13 protein-coding genes are annotated in these 14,859 nt (G+C 54.5%); 5 read left to right on the top strand and 8 right to left on the bottom strand.

The genetic code is table 11. The features are described 5' to 3' along the window. Positions 1 to 397: 397 nt before the first annotated feature. The 5 genes from AC0L6A_RS08005 to AC0L6A_RS07985 are packed head-to-tail and all read left to right on the top strand — an operon-like array spanning position 398 to position 5,338. Positions 398 to 949: a hypothetical protein gene (locus AC0L6A_RS08005; protein ID WP_473289096.1), complete on the top strand. Its 552-nt coding sequence runs from the start codon at positions 398 to 400 to the stop codon at positions 947 to 949. Further along, complete coding sequence (locus AC0L6A_RS08000) at positions 844 to 1,965, top strand: MBOAT family O-acyltransferase (protein ID WP_473293424.1); 1,122 nt, start codon at positions 844 to 846, stop codon at positions 1,963 to 1,965. The genes AC0L6A_RS08005 and AC0L6A_RS08000 overlap by 106 nt, the downstream gene beginning before the upstream one ends. Positions 1,966 to 1,968: 3 nt before the next feature. Continuing rightward, positions 1,969 to 3,147: a hypothetical protein gene (locus tag AC0L6A_RS07995; protein WP_473289094.1), complete on the top strand. Its 1,179-nt coding sequence runs from the start codon at positions 1,969 to 1,971 to the stop codon at positions 3,145 to 3,147. A gap of 53 nt (positions 3,148 to 3,200) precedes the next feature. Next, positions 3,201 to 3,446, top strand: coding sequence for an acyl carrier protein (locus AC0L6A_RS07990; protein ID WP_473289093.1), 246 nt, complete (start codon positions 3,201 to 3,203; stop codon positions 3,444 to 3,446). Beyond that, positions 3,443 to 5,338 carry an HAD-IIIC family phosphatase gene (locus AC0L6A_RS07985; RefSeq protein WP_473289092.1) on the top strand — a complete coding sequence of 632 codons (1,896 nt, stop codon included), beginning with the start codon at positions 3,443 to 3,445 and terminating at the stop codon, positions 5,336 to 5,338. Before AC0L6A_RS07990 ends, AC0L6A_RS07985 begins: the two co-directional genes overlap by 4 nt. A gap of 391 nt (positions 5,339 to 5,729) precedes the next feature. Here the strand turns inward: AC0L6A_RS07985 and AC0L6A_RS07980 are convergent, their stop codons facing one another. From AC0L6A_RS07980 to AC0L6A_RS07945, 8 genes are read right to left on the bottom strand one after another with little or no spacing between them, the layout of a single operon-like run. Further along, on the bottom strand, positions 5,730 to 6,929 hold the full coding sequence (locus tag AC0L6A_RS07980) for a catalase family protein (RefSeq protein WP_473289090.1): 1,200 nt from the start codon (positions 6,927 to 6,929) through the stop codon (positions 5,730 to 5,732). After that, complete coding sequence (locus AC0L6A_RS07975) at positions 6,930 to 8,444, bottom strand: Dyp-type peroxidase (RefSeq protein WP_473289089.1); 1,515 nt, start codon at positions 8,442 to 8,444, stop codon at positions 6,930 to 6,932. Continuing rightward, positions 8,441 to 9,052 (bottom strand): hypothetical protein, encoded by a 612-nt coding sequence (locus AC0L6A_RS07970; protein ID WP_473289087.1) that lies wholly within the window; start codon positions 9,050 to 9,052, stop codon positions 8,441 to 8,443. Before AC0L6A_RS07970 ends, AC0L6A_RS07975 begins: the two co-directional genes overlap by 4 nt. After that, positions 9,018 to 9,743 (bottom strand): hypothetical protein, encoded by a 726-nt coding sequence (locus AC0L6A_RS07965; protein ID WP_473289085.1) that lies wholly within the window; start codon positions 9,741 to 9,743, stop codon positions 9,018 to 9,020. Before AC0L6A_RS07965 ends, AC0L6A_RS07970 begins: the two co-directional genes overlap by 35 nt. 8 nt (positions 9,744 to 9,751) lie before the next feature. After that, positions 9,752 to 10,195: a hypothetical protein gene (locus AC0L6A_RS07960; protein WP_473289084.1), complete on the bottom strand. Its 444-nt coding sequence runs from the start codon at positions 10,193 to 10,195 to the stop codon at positions 9,752 to 9,754. After that, on the bottom strand, positions 10,185 to 12,068 hold the full coding sequence (locus AC0L6A_RS07955) for a GMC family oxidoreductase (RefSeq protein ID WP_473289082.1): 1,884 nt from the start codon (positions 12,066 to 12,068) through the stop codon (positions 10,185 to 10,187). The genes AC0L6A_RS07960 and AC0L6A_RS07955 overlap by 11 nt, the downstream gene beginning before the upstream one ends. Before the next feature lie 11 nt (positions 12,069 to 12,079). Continuing rightward, the gene (locus AC0L6A_RS07950; protein WP_473289080.1) at positions 12,080 to 13,756 is read right to left on the bottom strand and encodes a c-type cytochrome; all 1,677 of its coding nucleotides are present in this window, start codon (positions 13,754 to 13,756) and stop codon (positions 12,080 to 12,082) included. Further along, complete coding sequence (locus AC0L6A_RS07945; protein WP_473289079.1) at positions 13,710 to 14,492, bottom strand: hypothetical protein; 783 nt, start codon at positions 14,490 to 14,492, stop codon at positions 13,710 to 13,712. The genes AC0L6A_RS07950 and AC0L6A_RS07945 overlap by 47 nt, the downstream gene beginning before the upstream one ends. Positions 14,493 to 14,859: the final 367 nt, after the last annotated feature.

Raw genomic sequence — 14,859 nt, 5'->3', positions numbered from 1 at the left:
AAGCAACTGGCTATATGCAGCTTTGAGATTCCTATTGGTTGGGCTATGATCGCATACAGACATACAGCAACTGCTGGATTGCACCGGTGTTGATTTTGTTTATAATTTCGACTCGGGGAATGGCCGAGACTTATTAGATTTTTGGCTGCGGGATATAGTGAGCCTTTGAGCGAGGAGCTGGAAATTATTTCAGCTACGCCGTGGAAGGATACCCGTGTTATTGGGCAGTCCTTGGTGGATTGTAGGGGAAACTGAGTGAATGGGGGCGTTTTATTTAAGTGATGATCACTTGATGGCACAATCAGTGAATCCGTCGCATTTGAAAGAACGGTCGCTTAATATGAGATAATTGACCGATATTAAACGAGACAAATCCACTTCAACACGAGCATAGTTAATGATTTTCATTGATCCTCTATTTTTATTCGTTTTTTTGCCAATTACTTTGGTAATTTTCTACACAGTCGCGCATTTCTTCGACAAGAACAAAGCGCTTCTGGTTCTATTTGTCTCTTCAATCATCTTCTATATTCCGCATAGCCTGTTCTCGGTGATCCTGCTCTTATGCGCGTTGATCATTAACTTTGCGGTGGCGGTGAAAATCACCCGCCTTAGTGACGATTCCAAAAAAAGAAAGAGGATATATCACTTCGGCCAAGCCTATAATTTGCTGTCGCTGTGTTACTTCAAATATAAGATCGTCACGCTTTTATTTGGTGCGAATGCGGGCACCGTGGCAGACATTGCCGGGGTCGCAATTCCGGCTGGATCTCGTTCTATACGTTTCATCAGGCCGCTTTTCTTGCCGACACCTATGCCCGCGAAAAGAATGTCGTCGAATTCATTGGAAAGCTTGAGGGACCGAGTGCCGGGTTTTGGGCCTTCTGCCGCTATGGTGCGTTCGTTAGTTTTTTCCCGCAGCTCATTATCGGGCCAATCACCTATCTGAAAGAATTCAATCCTCAAATCCAATCGAAGCGATTTCTCGGCTTCAATCCGATCGATTTCGCGGTTGGCCTGACGTTTATCGCAATCGGAATGTTTAAGAAGGTTGTTATTGCAGACAACCTCGCTCCGACTGTCGACATCGTTTTTAGTGCTGCCGGAGCGGGTGCGGATCTGCATCCGATGCAGGCCTGGATCGGGGCGCTTGGTTACATGGGTCAGTTGTATTTCGACTTTTCCGGTTACTCTGATATGGCGCTTGGGCTCGCTCGGATGTTCGGATTGCGATATCCGATCAATTTCTTCTCGCCGTTCAAGGCGGTTGGGATCATCGACTATTATCGACGCTGGCACATGACACTGACCCGAGTCATCGCCCGGTTCCTCTTTACACCGCTTTCTGTGGCAGGGACGCGCTATGGCATGATCAATCGCCTTTCGCCCATCCCTGTGCATTTGCTAAGCCTATGGATCCCGATGCTTATCAATTTCCAGATTATCGGCCTTTGGCACGGCGCATTTTGGACGTTCTCGGTGTTCGGTGTGATGCACGGTTTGTTGTATGCGCTAGAGACTGAGGTTCGGGCAACCAAATGGTACAAAACCAAGCGCAAAACAGCGAATGTGGCGGTCCGAATGAGCATTGAACGCGCAATCTTCTTTTTGCCGCTTTGTTTAAGCCTGGCGATGTTCCGGTCTGAAAGCGTCGGGGCTGGCTTCCATCTTTACACGCAAATGTTTGGCACGGCATTCGATACGCCATCGGCGTTTGACATGCGCGAACCAGTCATGATGCTCGGCTTTGCGTTCTTCATTATCTATTTTTGCCCGAACGCTGTCGAGCTTATGCGCAAATACCGCCCGGCAATCATGACGTACAAAAATGAAAGTTATGGCCCTGCATTCTTGCGCGGCATCTGGCGTCCGGGCAAGGTAGCTGCGGCCTTCATAGTCGCCCTGGTTCTTGCATCATTGTACTACGTGGCACGGCAACCACCGTTTCTCTATCAAGGATTCTGACGTATGGCCAATTCGACAGAACACGAACCGAATAACGGCCCAAAGCGGGTTGGTTCGCTTGCCGAAACCCGCAGACGGGTCGCAAGGCCAATGATTGCCGGAGCAGCTTTGGTCGCAGCGGCGTACCTTTCTGTTGCGGCATTCGTGATCTCGGTTGATCCGCACAACATTTATAGCTGGGGAAGCGAACCGCGGATTGAAGCCGGCCATACGCCAAGGGATTTGGTCATCGACTGGATCGATGTTGCTGCCAAGGATAAGACTTACAACACATTTCTTGTCGGAAGTTCGGTGACAGCAGGCTACTCGCCGGAAACGGTTGAGAAAATTTTAGGCCCCGACGCGCGGGTTGCGAATTTGAGCTATGGTGGACCACGGCCAAATGACCGTGATCTGGTTCTGAACCGGGTCGCAAACAATCCGAACGTCGAAAGGATTATTCTGACCTTCGATTGGACATATATCCGAGACCCGGAAGTGACCAATATCAGTTTTCCGGCGTTCCTTTACGATGACAACATCATGAACGATCTACGCCAAGTAAACCTGTCCACCACCTTGCGGGCGCTCAAGGTCATGCAAGGCGAGCGCACCTACTACAACCCAGATCGGGGAGGCTTTTCGAAGTACACGGACCGGATGTACCGTAAATTCCAGACCGAAACGAAAATGGCCACGGTATCAAATTTGGTCAAACGCTATCAGGCGAATGTCGGGGCTCCGAGCATGAAGACGTGTGACAGCTTTAGCTCGATCAATGACCAGCTCGCCCCTGATTTGCGCGCGCTTTCCCAACGAGGGATCAAGGTGGATATCCTTGTACCGGTCACGTCATACGCGTTCTATTTTGCGCGGCAGACCGATATCAGCCCAACAATTCTGGACCAGGCCATGATCGCACGTCGCTGTCTTGTCGACGCGACCAGGGACCTGGAAAACGTTAAAATTTTCGCGTTCGATTCCGATCCGGCAATCGCAGGGGATCTCGCGAACTATCGTGACGTGGGGCATATTCACGGCGCGCAAATGCTTGATATGTTTATTTCATCGATCGGAAATGATCGTTACCTTTTGACCAGCGAAAATGTCGAACGTCAGGAGATGGCCATTCGCAAGGCCGTTGAGAGTTATCGCTTGACAAACACTCGTGTCCAACCGTCATCCTCGAAAGACGATGACTAATATGCTCTGCTGCGCCTTCGTGCATAGCAGACAGAATATAAGGAGTTCTGAGCTTGCCAGACCAAGAATTTGTTCTCGCCACCGTCACAGACGTGATGAGGAATTTATTCGATGAATATGAAGGTCCCATCACCACTGAGACAAACGCTGACGACATCGAACAATGGGACAGCCTTTCGCATGTCCGTCTGATGATCATGATTGAAATGGAATTGGGCGTTCGCTTTGACACGGCAGAACTGCAAGGTTTCAAGAACATCGGTGATTTGGTTAACGCCGCTGTGCGAGAAGCCGGATGACAGCGAGCACATTTCCGTGGCGTGCTCCACTTGCTTCAGACTGGGCAGAACGGTTCGCTAAGATCGAGGCTGCAATTGCAGAAGACCAACCGTGCGACTACGCAGAGCTCAAATCGCTCGCCAATCAGCAACTTGGTATGCGAGAGCAGTTGCGTGTCGAGCGTCTGGCGAAAAAGCTGCGCCAAAGTGGCTCGCCAAAGTCAGAGTTTCAGGCTCTAACCATCGGCCTATTGGGCAATCGTACGCTGAGCTACCTTCCCGCACCATTGGGGGCGGCAGGATTGGCGCGCGGGCTTCACGTATCGTGTATCGAGGCACCCTACGACAGCATGGCAAGCTTTGCCTTCTCTCCCGCGGATTGCTTTGGACAACCGCTGGATGCGCTGCTTGTCGTCCTTGATGAAAGCGCGTTCTCGGCCAAGCGTCCCTTGCTTGATATTGCGGCCGAAACCAACGCACTGGAAGACGCAGAGACGCTTGTCACTGCACTGGCGGAAGCAGCCAGATCGAAAACCAACTGCCCCGCGATCTTCGCGACACTGCCAAGTACCCATCAGGTCGGCGCATCGGATTTGGCAACCGTCGGATCAAGCGCTCGGTTCCGGCATTTGGTGAACCTGATGTTGGCCAATGGCGCGGTGGAAGGTCGATGGATTTTGTGGGATCAGGCCGCGCTTGCGAACCAGGTTGGCCTTGATCGCTGGCTTGATCCAAAAATGTATCACGCTGCAAGAATCCCCTTCAGCGTCGATGTTTGCCCATTGGCTGCCGACAACATCGCGGCACTGTTGGCCGCGATGAAAGGCAAAGCAGCAAGGGCGCTTGTCCTTGACCTTGATAACACGCTTTGGGGCGGTGTTATTGGTGACGACGGGCTTGCTGGGTTGGGGCTGGGACAGAACTCAGCCGTGGGCGAAGCATTCGTCGCGTTTCAAAACTTCATTCTCGGCCTGCGCGAACGCGGCGTCGTCCTTGCCGTCTGCTCTAAGAACAACGACGACATCGCACGGGAACCCTTCCAGAGCCATCCCGAGATGGTTCTTAAGGAAGAGCACATCGCGGTGTTTCAGGCGAACTGGAGTGATAAAGCGACGAACATTCGCTCAATCGCAGAAACCCTAAGCCTCGGACTTGAATCGATTGCTTTCGTTGACGACAATCCGGCGGAACGCGAACGCGTCAGACAAGAATTGCCTTTGGTTTCAACAATTGAAGTTGGCGCTGATCCATCGCTCTATATTGAACGGGTGACGCAGTCGGGCGTGTTTGACCATTTGCCGCTGAGCACGGAAGATATAGCACGCGCAGCAAGTTATGGTGGGCGTGCCGCCGCAGCGGAAGTTCGAGCAAAGATTGGCAACTACGAGGAATATCTGGCTTCTCTTGAAATGGATATGTCCATCAGTGGCTTCGATGATGTTGGACGCCCGCGAATAACTCAGCTCATCAACAAGTCCAACCAGTTCAATCTTACGACGCGCCGGTACGGTGAAGAGGATATCAGAAAATTTCAGGACGACCCCGACCTATTCGGCTGGCAAGTGACGCTGAACGATAAATTTGCAATGCACGGGATGATCGCCGTCGTGATCGTCAGAAAAGGCAATTCGGAATGGACGATTGATACATGGTTACAATCGTGCCGAGTACTAGAGCGAGGTGTAGAGCAATCCGTGATGAACAGCCTATTTGAAGCGGCCGCGCAAAACGGCGTTGAAACCATCAAGGCTACTTACATCCCGTCGGACCGGAACAAAATGGTAAAGGATTTCTACAACAAATTTGGCTTCGAAGTTTCTGAAAACCATGAAAATGGAACGATCGATTATGTCTGTTCCGTTGCTGACTATCAGCCCACATCGACTTTCATTTCTATCAAACAAGCCAGTTAGAATCGACTGTAAGTGTGGGGTGTGGGTTCAGTTCTTAGTGCCCCACTTGGGTGTTTTAACTGGTGAGCATATCAGGGACTAACGGGAAGCAATGCGTTGGGGCAGCTTTCCTTAATGTCCCAAAGATATTCCTCTGCCAAGGACGCAAACGCGCCAAAAAAGCGTCCATTTCTTCTGTTTCTTCGGTCTGTGTTCGTTAAAGCGAGACTGAGGGGGCTTCGGGCATGGTTTGATTGCACGAGAGAAAACCCAAAAAAGCTAACCGCACCTAGAAAACACGATTGGCGCTGGTGCGTTCGATACATATGGCCGTTGTTGTTGACCGACAAAACGCGGATGGACATCGACTAATTGCAGCATGCATTCTTCGGCGAAACCGTGTCATGCGTGTTTACTCGAACTCTTCCTTCCCGGTCGGCTCGATATGTTCTGCCCGGTTCATGTGCTGCCGGAATTGCGCCAGTTCCTGATACATCCGCCTGCGCGCGCGACTTTGATTGCCAAGGGGGCGGTGTTCAGGAAGGGAATGCCATGGATTGATCCGCATGTTGCGCCCAAAGGCCAATTGGGCGGGACGTTCGAAATCCTGCATGGGGATGTGGATACGGGCAACAGGAATCCATGGCGACAGCGTCTCGGGCCACAGAACCGAAGCATCCTCGATCGGCATCAGATGAGGATCGGTCTGCACTTGCACAACCATGTCAAACTCGACCGACTTTTCGCGCAGGGTCTTGGCCATGTTGTCACGCAGATAATTAGGGGGCACACGGCCAAACGGCACACCGGGAATGTCCATGAAAACCTCGCTACACGGTACATAGGAATATAGCATCGCCTGCCCTTCCCCCAGCAGATATGGCACGCAACTGAAATAGCGCTGCCCCAACGGGTTGTACTGCGTTTCGTTCCACAGCCCCTGCATCAAGAAATCAAGAAAATGGCTGTCGAAAGGATTGAGGAAATACCAAAGCGGCTCGTCGATGGTGCTCCAATACTGCAGCTTGGCGTTCTCGCGAACGTCCGGCGTGACGAAGGTTGGGGTCACGACAGCGGGCCAGTCTTGGGTGAAACGTTCCTCGTCCATCAATTTTGGCCCGGGCACATCCATCAGCTTTACGGACATTGATCCAAAGCCGACGTCACGAATGTCTTCGGGCACATCCGGTCCGGGGCCTGCGAAACGGATATAGGCCGGATACTCACGCTCTTTGGAAAACACCCCGTGGCGCAGATGCTCGGGAAGCCCGGGCAGCACGGTGAAGGTTGCCTTGATCAGTCCGTGCGTCTTGGTGTTCCCACCGCGTTCGTAGGCGCCGGGTTGGAAATGTAGGTTCATCTGCTCGCGCATCTCGTCAATGATGGTCTGCAGCGCTTCTTCTTCCCAGTCGAATATCTTTTCTTCGGCCAACTTCAGTCCAAGATCTTCGCGCTTTCGGTTCTTGAGCCGCTGGATCAACCGCGCAAGAGGCTGGCGAACAAGTGCGTTCAGGCGACGGCGAAAGAACGGCTCTAACCGTCGTTCGATTTGCAATCCGGCCTGTGTTGCCTGATGGATGAGGCGCCGTATGGGGATCAGGATCTTACGCATTCAAACCTCCGAGCTGCCGTGACTGGCGATGAATTGAAGCGCGCGCAGTCCGGGCAGGAAAAAATAGCCGCCGCCCTTTACCGTCACGAAACGAGGCAGATTGGCGTGGCGATCTTCGACCCCATCGGCATGTTGAACGGAAAACCCGTCGCTGGGAACGCCACAGACGGGGGAACGACCACCAAGCAACGGGTCGGCTTCGCCAGTCAATCCATTGAACGTGGGCGACGCGATCCACGCATTCTGAACAAACTCGAACTGCCGCACCAAATCAGCACAGAGGCATATGAACAACAGTCCGCGCTCCTCGGACTTGCCCTTGTCGGACAGGGCAGCCTCGGGCGTGATGTCCGGGCCATAGACCCGTCCGCGCCGCACCAACCGGTGAAATCTGGTCGAGGCAACAAGATCATGGCGCCCCGGAAGCTTGTCACGCCGCCGTCTGAACCCCAATGTGCTCAGAAGCCAGCCAATACGCCCCTCAAGCTGATGGGGATGGTCGCCTGTGCGCGGGTTGGCACGGCGAATATGCGCGCCCAGCGGGCAGGAAACGCCATTAACGTCATCCTCGTAAGTGAAGTCATTGCTACGCCGTGATCCATCAATGTCACGCCTGCCATGAATAAGCGGCGTGCCATCCCGTTTGCGCCCTACCATCTTGGCCGCCAACGCCTCGCGCTGCGCGGCGTCGCTGCTGGTTGCTGCATCCATGAACCGCCAGAAAGCGGGCACGTCCTGCGCCAATTGCCGGAACACCAGATAAGATCCGTTGAGCCCAAGATCGCGATACTCAGGGGCTTTGGGCATCTCGGCCAGATTGGCACTGCCGGCCGTAGTCACATTCACAGTTGGCGAAGCTGAGCGTTCGTTATACTCGTTGCGATGCCCCAAAATGACCTCGCCCGGAGAAACAAGATTGCTGTAATCCTCGCGCCCATGTTTCGAGGGGGGATGGGCGTTCTGCCAGTCAACCTTCGGCTCGGAAATGCCATCGCGAAACCCGAACGGTTCGACCCCAGCATTGGGCCGCGTGGGGAAACTATGGACTTGTTCAAAGGCAGCGTTAAACGCGGCAGTCAAGACTTTGTTTTTCCACGTTTTAAGACCATTTTTGCGCGCATAGAGCATGATCAAAACATGTGCCTCTGCCCCGTTCCAAATCCATTGATCTGGAGCGTTCTGGCCAGTATCGCCAAGCCGCCGCGATCTGCTGTCTTCCCCTGCCATGCCAGACAGAAACGGCTGTGCAAATTCCGACAGCACATCGTCAGATAAGCCAAACGCCGTCAGCCCGGTGGCAGTGAATGCAATTTGCAACGCAGATTGTGGGGGACTGTCCAATGCAGCGGCAGAAGCGACGGGCGCGCTTTGAAGCCACTGCCGGGCCAAGGCTGGGTCGCGAACATTGCACAGGATGAACTCGGCCTCGACCAATGCGCCGTGACCGAAACGGATCAATCCCTGCATGTCCTCGAACACGACCGGATCGACGGGTATGTCAGGTGTCTTGCTCATATCTTCGACAACCAATTGCGCAGGGCCTTGGCACCATTTGGGCGTTTCTCAAGGCCCTTGCGGATTTCACCATTGCGCATCAAATCGCGTGCGGTCAGGCCGGGATAGGCTTTGTACCAGACCTGCGTGGGCAGCTGTCGATTGCGCAAATATCGCTTGAACTTCGCCTCTTGCTCGGCCCCGTCCTTGATCAGAAACCGAGTTGAAGGATAGCCAACCCCATTCGAAAAAACGAGGTTTAGGCCCCACGCGACCTTGTTCACAAAATCATCCATATAGCTTTCAAGCGCCCCGTCGTAATTGCTGCAGAACATCACACGACGCTTATTGTCGACAAAGACCCAACGGGCGAAATGGATGGTCTGAACACGGGTCAGATAGCCGCGCCCAAAGATGTGGCGGGCCGAGTAGTTCAACAAATACAGTGCCACCGTCGTGACCATACGTCGAAACAGACCAGGCTTCACGTCGCCGAAAGCCGAAAAAGGGTTGGTGACGTCGTGATCCTCGTACCGGCCCAAATCCACGATACGGCCATCTTCTGGACGCGGCAAAATTTCAGGGTCCGCGCGTTCATGCTTGCGCAGAAGCACGATAAAAAACGGCAAGGCCAATAGCAGGATCGGGGACAGCAACAAAAGCAGAAGCGGCAAGCTGATAAGATCGACCAAGTTCCAGTATCCGCTGACCAAGGCGCGCGCGTTCTGGTGGGGTCAATTGAAGCGCGCCCTTGGTTTCCTGACGCGCCACAAACTCAACCAGATGTTCATGCAGACCAAACACATCCGCCGCCCCGCGTGCCTTGACCACAGAGGCCAGCTCGCCCCGCAACGCTGCAGAAAGAGCTGCCTCTTCATGGATTTGGCGCACCGTGCGACCGCGGACGTTCACATAGTTCGCCGCCTCGGTGACATTGTGATCCATCATCCACCGCAGAAGATCGGTGTCCTCATGAACCCCTTCGCAATGGCTGAAAACCTCGGACAGGCCGGCTGAACACTGGTCCACCATATCCTCGAGAAAAGATTGCCGATCGCCGTCGACATCTCCAAGGAAGGCGAGTTGAAGGGGAAAGGGCTGCGGAGATTGGCTGTAAACCTCAATGTCGCGCCACGTGTTCGCTTCGACCAGAAAGAAGCGGGCCACATGTAGACGATCAAACTGACCAAAGGGCACAAGAGCGTTGTTCGGATCGGCGAAACCTGGCTTGGAATTCATGCTTTCCAGCAAGGACAACAACTCTTCCACCCGGCCTACCGCGACCGGGGCAAGAATGAAGAATGTGTCCTGCTGCGTCATGGTTCGCCTCAGGTCTCAGCGTTGAATTCAAGCGCGAAATCAATCAGGTGGTTGTCGTCCCAGTAAACCTTGCCCAGATACATGTCTGGGCCGATTTGCCGGATTTCATCGCGGACCCATTGCGCGACGATTGAGGTGTCGGAATAGTCCAGAACGATGCATTCCTTCCCGTCCAACCAGCTTTTGTCCTTGTAAACCTTGGCCAGAATGGCGTTCAGCCCAAAGGGAAGAATACGGTTTTTCAACATGCTTTTTTCGCTGTCGAACACCTTTCCCTGCCAGGCAAAACTGTTGATGAAATGTGAAATCAGCGGGGTGAACCGGGTGCCGGGCGCGATGATCGCGGTGCCTTCGGCCTCGCCATCAGGGATGGGGCCGGCATCGACACTTGAAAACAGCTTATCAAGCTCGTCTTGCTCCAAATCCATCAGTGTTTCGATATCATGTGCCATATCGCTTGTCCTCACTTTCTGATTGCGATTGCGCATCCGCCAGCGCCAACTCGGCAGCTTTTTCGCCGATCATGTAGACGGCGGACGCAATGAAAAATCCGGGGATATGCGGGAAGACCGACGCATCCGCAACCCTCAGCCCCTTGGTGCCGTGAACCTGCAAACGGCTGTCCAGAACGCCGCCCTGTTGTGCAGGTCCGATGGGGCAGGAACAGGACGCGTGATGCCCCCAGCAATTGTCGCGCACGAACTGTGCGATCTCATCATCGGTTTGCACCTCTGGACCGGGAAGCTCCTCTTGCGCGATGCGCCCGTCCTTGTGCAGCGGTTCGCAAAGCGTGCGGGCAAATTTGACGCCTTCAACAACAGCCGAAAGATCTTCGTTCCCACCCTCGGCAAAATAGTTGAACTCGATGACCGGTCGGTCTCTGGGATCGGCCGAGGCCAAACGAACCCGCCCTGCCCTGTTCAATGTGTGCGCTTTCAAAACGGCCCAACTTAGATGGTTTAGGCTGTCTGCCAGATCGGCCGCATAGCCAGGGTAATACCCGCTGAACTTGCCCATAAGCGCCATGCAGAAAAGGTCGGGAACAGGCTTTGCTTCGGATGATCGCCGGATCACAGCAAGCGCCGCGCCGTTGGTGGAGTAAAGCCCCCCGCCCTGTTTTTTCCAACGCTGCCAAAGCGGGTCGCCAACCTTGTATCGGCAATCTTTCATGCTTTCCCAACTGTCGAAATTCATGCGATTTACGACCGTGACCTCGTACCGGTCCTGAAGCGACCGCCCGACACCGGGAAGCGAGACCTTTGGGGCGATACCGTGCGACGTCAGTTCTGCGGGGTCCCCGATGCCTGACAGCATCAAAAGCTGTGGCGTGTTGAAAGCCCCGCCCGCCAAGATAACCTCGCGCCCTGCATATGCCTGCCGGGTCTCGCCGAGCGCCGCATTGGGATTGGCATGGGCGCGGTAAAGACGTGCACCCTTCAAATACTCGACACCGATTGCCCGATTGTCGTGGTCCAGAAGCACCTTGGTCGCCAGCGCGTCCAGCTCGACCGTCAGCCGATCCGGGTGCCGCTCTGCCACGTCCAGAACCCTCTCGCGCGATCCAAAGCGCACCCCATCCCGTGTGGTGAGCGGCGTATAGACCATCCCGTCTGCGTCATCTGCGATCCGGTCGCGATCATTGGAATCTGCAGCGCTGTTGGCCAGCCACCGCAGGCGGCGAAGGACATCGCCCGTCGAGCCGAGGCTTTCGCGCACAGCAGCGCGCACGACACCCATGATCGCATCGTCGCGACGGGCGGCGCGCGGAATGGATTTCTCGGTCGACAGCCAGCCGTCGAACCCGTGGCCTGTCCTGTCGATCCCGATCGCGTTCAGGGTCCGCTGCACAGGCCGGTGGTGGCAATTTTCCATTCTCTGAAAGACCGCGTGCATCGCGTCGGGCGACCAGCCATCATCGCCGGTCAGTTCAGCAATCCGCTGCCAGTCTGACCGGTGCGGATAAACGAAGATCATCGCGTTATGTGCGGTGCAGCCGCCCAAAGTTCCTGCACGCGGGTACAAAACACCCTCTGGTCCTGCCTTGGGATCACGCGCCTGCGCAGCTGCATCCGTATAATGGCTGACATAGAAATCCCAACGCAGCGCCGCGTTTTCCGTCGCGAAGGGATGAAATGCGGGAACATCATAGTCGTCGGGCAGCCGGTTCTGGTCCTCGTCCAAGCCCCGCACACCGCCCGTCATAGACCGGGGATCACCACCTGCTTCCAGCAGCAAGACGCGCATACCTTCTTCTGCCAACCGCGCCGCAGCTGTGCCTCCGCCAGCACCCGAGCCGACGACGATGTAGTCATAGTTAGGCTCCACTGTCCCGCTCCTTAGAAGCGTTTAAGAAAGGCGATCAGGGCTTGCTTGTCTTCATCCGCAAGTTTGGTACCGAAATAATGGCCGCGATTGACGATGAAATCTGGGCACTTACTGAGCGCGAGCAGCGGTTCAACCAAATCCGCAAATATCGCGCGGGCCTGTTCGTCACTGGCGTCGTCGGGCAGCTCCTTCAAATCGCGTTTGATCTTGATCACCAGTTTGACCAGCTCGAAATCATGGTCCAATCGTTCCAGAAGGTCCGCATTGTCCAGCCGGATATTGAGGTTCGCCAACAACCCGATGGGCGTGCCCGCGGGGATGGGGCCAAGCTCGATATCACCGTCCAAGGTGAACAACCACGGCAGGTTATCGCGCAGCGGTGTCAAAAGTTTCACCAGAAACTCTGGCTGAAACCCTTTGGGGATGATCAGATAACTTTGTTCGGTCGTCCGGTCGATCACGCCCGGAACCTTGTCCCCCAACACCGTATCGCGCAGGCGTTTTTCCGGCCAAAGCATCTTGGCAATACCGTCCTCGAACGCATCCATTCGACCCTCGACCGACGGGTCCTGATTGTAGTATCCCACCGTATTGTTCAACAGATACGGCGCCGTAGACCACAGGCTGATCAACGACGGCACCCGGGTATATCCGCGCCCACCTGCGGGCATCACATAGTCAATTTCTTCACCGGTTTTGGGGTGATGCACTTTGATACTGCCCACTGACGGCAACGCCTTGTAAGACGAGGACGAGAAGTTGTCCCAGATATTGCCTTCGATCGCGTTGGTCGCCAGTGGGCTGCAAGCATTGGTTTCAAGTAGGGTGACAGGGATGCGCAGCTCATTCGACAGATAATTTCCATCAAGGAAATTATCGGCATGAACGATCTCGCGCATCTCTTCCTTAAAAGCGTCTGATCTGGTCAGGTCGCCATAGCGCTGAAAACACTCCAGATAGCCGGGGCCAGAACAGCCACCAGGCATCGCTTCATAAGCGCTTTCCGGCAATTTCGACGAATGGCATCCGGCGCAGTTTTCTGCAAAGACCGTCTTGCCCCGGTCCAAGGTGTCTACGTCATCGGTCAGGAAGCTGTCACCTCCCGGCGCGTCTTTCAGCAGATCGGGCCGGCCTGCCTTCAGAAAATACAGCGCGGTCAGCGGAGACTGATTTTCGGTCGCCCGCCAATAGGCCGAGTTCTTCTGCGCGGTCTCAATCTTGATCGGCGTGATGTCCTTACCACCAACAATCGGATTGAAATGACGGGTCCATTCCTCGCTGAACAATCCGATGTTCAGGTAGACCCGGTTCAGCGCGCCCAATGCGCCAACCGAATCCGCCCCATCCTTCAGAACACGCGGGCTAAAGCTGAGGTCCGGTTCCTCGAAGAAATCGGTCAGCGGGCCCTCATCCACATAGTCCTGAAACTGCTTGTTGTCGCGCTCGCCACCTTGCAAACGCTCTTCACCAAAGCGACGGGCGACGGCCAGCCGTTCTTCCAGTAGATAAATCGCATTCATCGTGCGCGGGTTGTTGATATAATCCGGCGACACCAATGACGTATCCAACGTGCCTGGGCGTGCCGTGTGGATCAGTTGGACCATGTATTGGCGGTCATCTGGGTTCCACGAAAATACCCTATCAAACCAGAAATACTGCGCTCCAACAGTGGCGTTCAGATTGCGCATGGCGGGGTTTTCTGGAATCCTCGGCGGACTCTATCGGGCTGGGCCCCACATGGCAAAAAGCACAGGACATGCCAACGCGGTAGGGACGTATCAGATCGTCATCATTGTAGTAGTCGGGATCGTCATAGAACCGCTCAGAATCCCAATTTAGCTGAGCGCGTTCGTCAAATTCAGGGTTCGGGAACAAGCGCAGGCCAAGCACACCTGTTGGCTCGCCATAATACGACCCAACCGGCATGTTGCGCCCGCGTGCTCCGATCTCGACACCAGGATATTTATCCGCATTGGCGAACGGATCAGGGGTGCAATCGGATTGGCGGACATCCAGCCACAGCCCCAAGCGATCCGCGACTGGGCCAGTGGCCTCGTCAAAACAGGGTTCGTTGATCAGGCCCAACTGCGCGAACCGATTGCTGCGCTTTGCCGGAAGACTGGGATGCGACGAAAGGGTCTTGAGCAGATCGAATTGACCAAATGTGTCGACGGTCAGGGTATCCCACAGCAGGTCATTGCCTCCGGTCCAGACCATCCACATGTTTCGGCCCTTGATCTCATCGGGCGTCAACGCGATGCCATTGTCCATTTCGGCGAAATAATCTTCGTCAGCGGGGGGGAATGTGGTTTCGTCCCGACCAACCAACAGCGCCTCGTCGAGCGGCCCCGAAAAAAGCTGCCCCGACGCTGGAAAGGGTACTGCTAACACTATAACAAACAACGACAAAATACGGAGTAACATGGGAAAACTCCTCACTGCGACTTGTGAAAAAGAATCAATTTTAAGTGTCAAAGAATGGGTTCATTCTCATCTCGACCCGCATTTTTTGCAACAGTTCTGAGTTTTGACTGCGATTGTTTAGCTTTGCTGGACAGTCATTCGACCCTCGTAAAAGCGCTAGAACCCGAGGTGAAACCATCGCGTTTCAAGCCCAACAATCCTTTGCTTGGTGTCCCCCACTCGGACCAGTCGACCGTGGCCAAACTGGATTTCTCTGCAAGGTTGTGGTAGGGTAACAACTAATTTCAAGGCGCTTTGCTCAAACCATTTATTGAATGGATACTATGATGCGCTTGCTTTTTCGCGGTCTCGCAACCGCGCTGATACT

The organism is Aliiroseovarius sp. D2-2, assembly GCF_055809455.1.
Note: the sequence above shows the minus strand (reverse complement) of the source record. Positions and strands in the feature narration are given on the sequence as shown.

Bases quoted from the DNA above. Each gene is read 5' to 3' on its own strand.
- AC0L6A_RS07975 (WP_473289089.1), bottom strand. From the start codon at position 8,444: ATGAGCAAGACACCTGACATACCCGTCGATCCGGTCGTGTTCGAGGAC.
- AC0L6A_RS07985 (WP_473289092.1), top strand. From the start codon at position 3,443: ATGACAGCGAGCACATTTCCGTGGCGTGCTCCACTTGCTTCAGACTGG.
- AC0L6A_RS07980 (WP_473289090.1), bottom strand. From the start codon at position 6,929: ATGCGTAAGATCCTGATCCCCATACGGCGCCTCATCCATCAGGCAACA.
- AC0L6A_RS07960 (WP_473289084.1), bottom strand. From the start codon at position 10,195: ATGGCACATGATATCGAAACACTGATGGATTTGGAGCAAGACGAGCTT.
- AC0L6A_RS08005 (WP_473289096.1), top strand. From the start codon at position 398: ATGATTTTCATTGATCCTCTATTTTTATTCGTTTTTTTGCCAATTACT.
- AC0L6A_RS07995 (WP_473289094.1), top strand. From the start codon at position 1,969: ATGGCCAATTCGACAGAACACGAACCGAATAACGGCCCAAAGCGGGTT.
- AC0L6A_RS07950 (WP_473289080.1), bottom strand. From the start codon at position 13,756: ATGCGCAATCTGAACGCCACTGTTGGAGCGCAGTATTTCTGGTTTGAT.
- AC0L6A_RS07965 (WP_473289085.1), bottom strand. From the start codon at position 9,743: ATGACGCAGCAGGACACATTCTTCATTCTTGCCCCGGTCGCGGTAGGC.
- AC0L6A_RS07945 (WP_473289079.1), bottom strand. From the start codon at position 14,492: ATGTTACTCCGTATTTTGTCGTTGTTTGTTATAGTGTTAGCAGTACCC.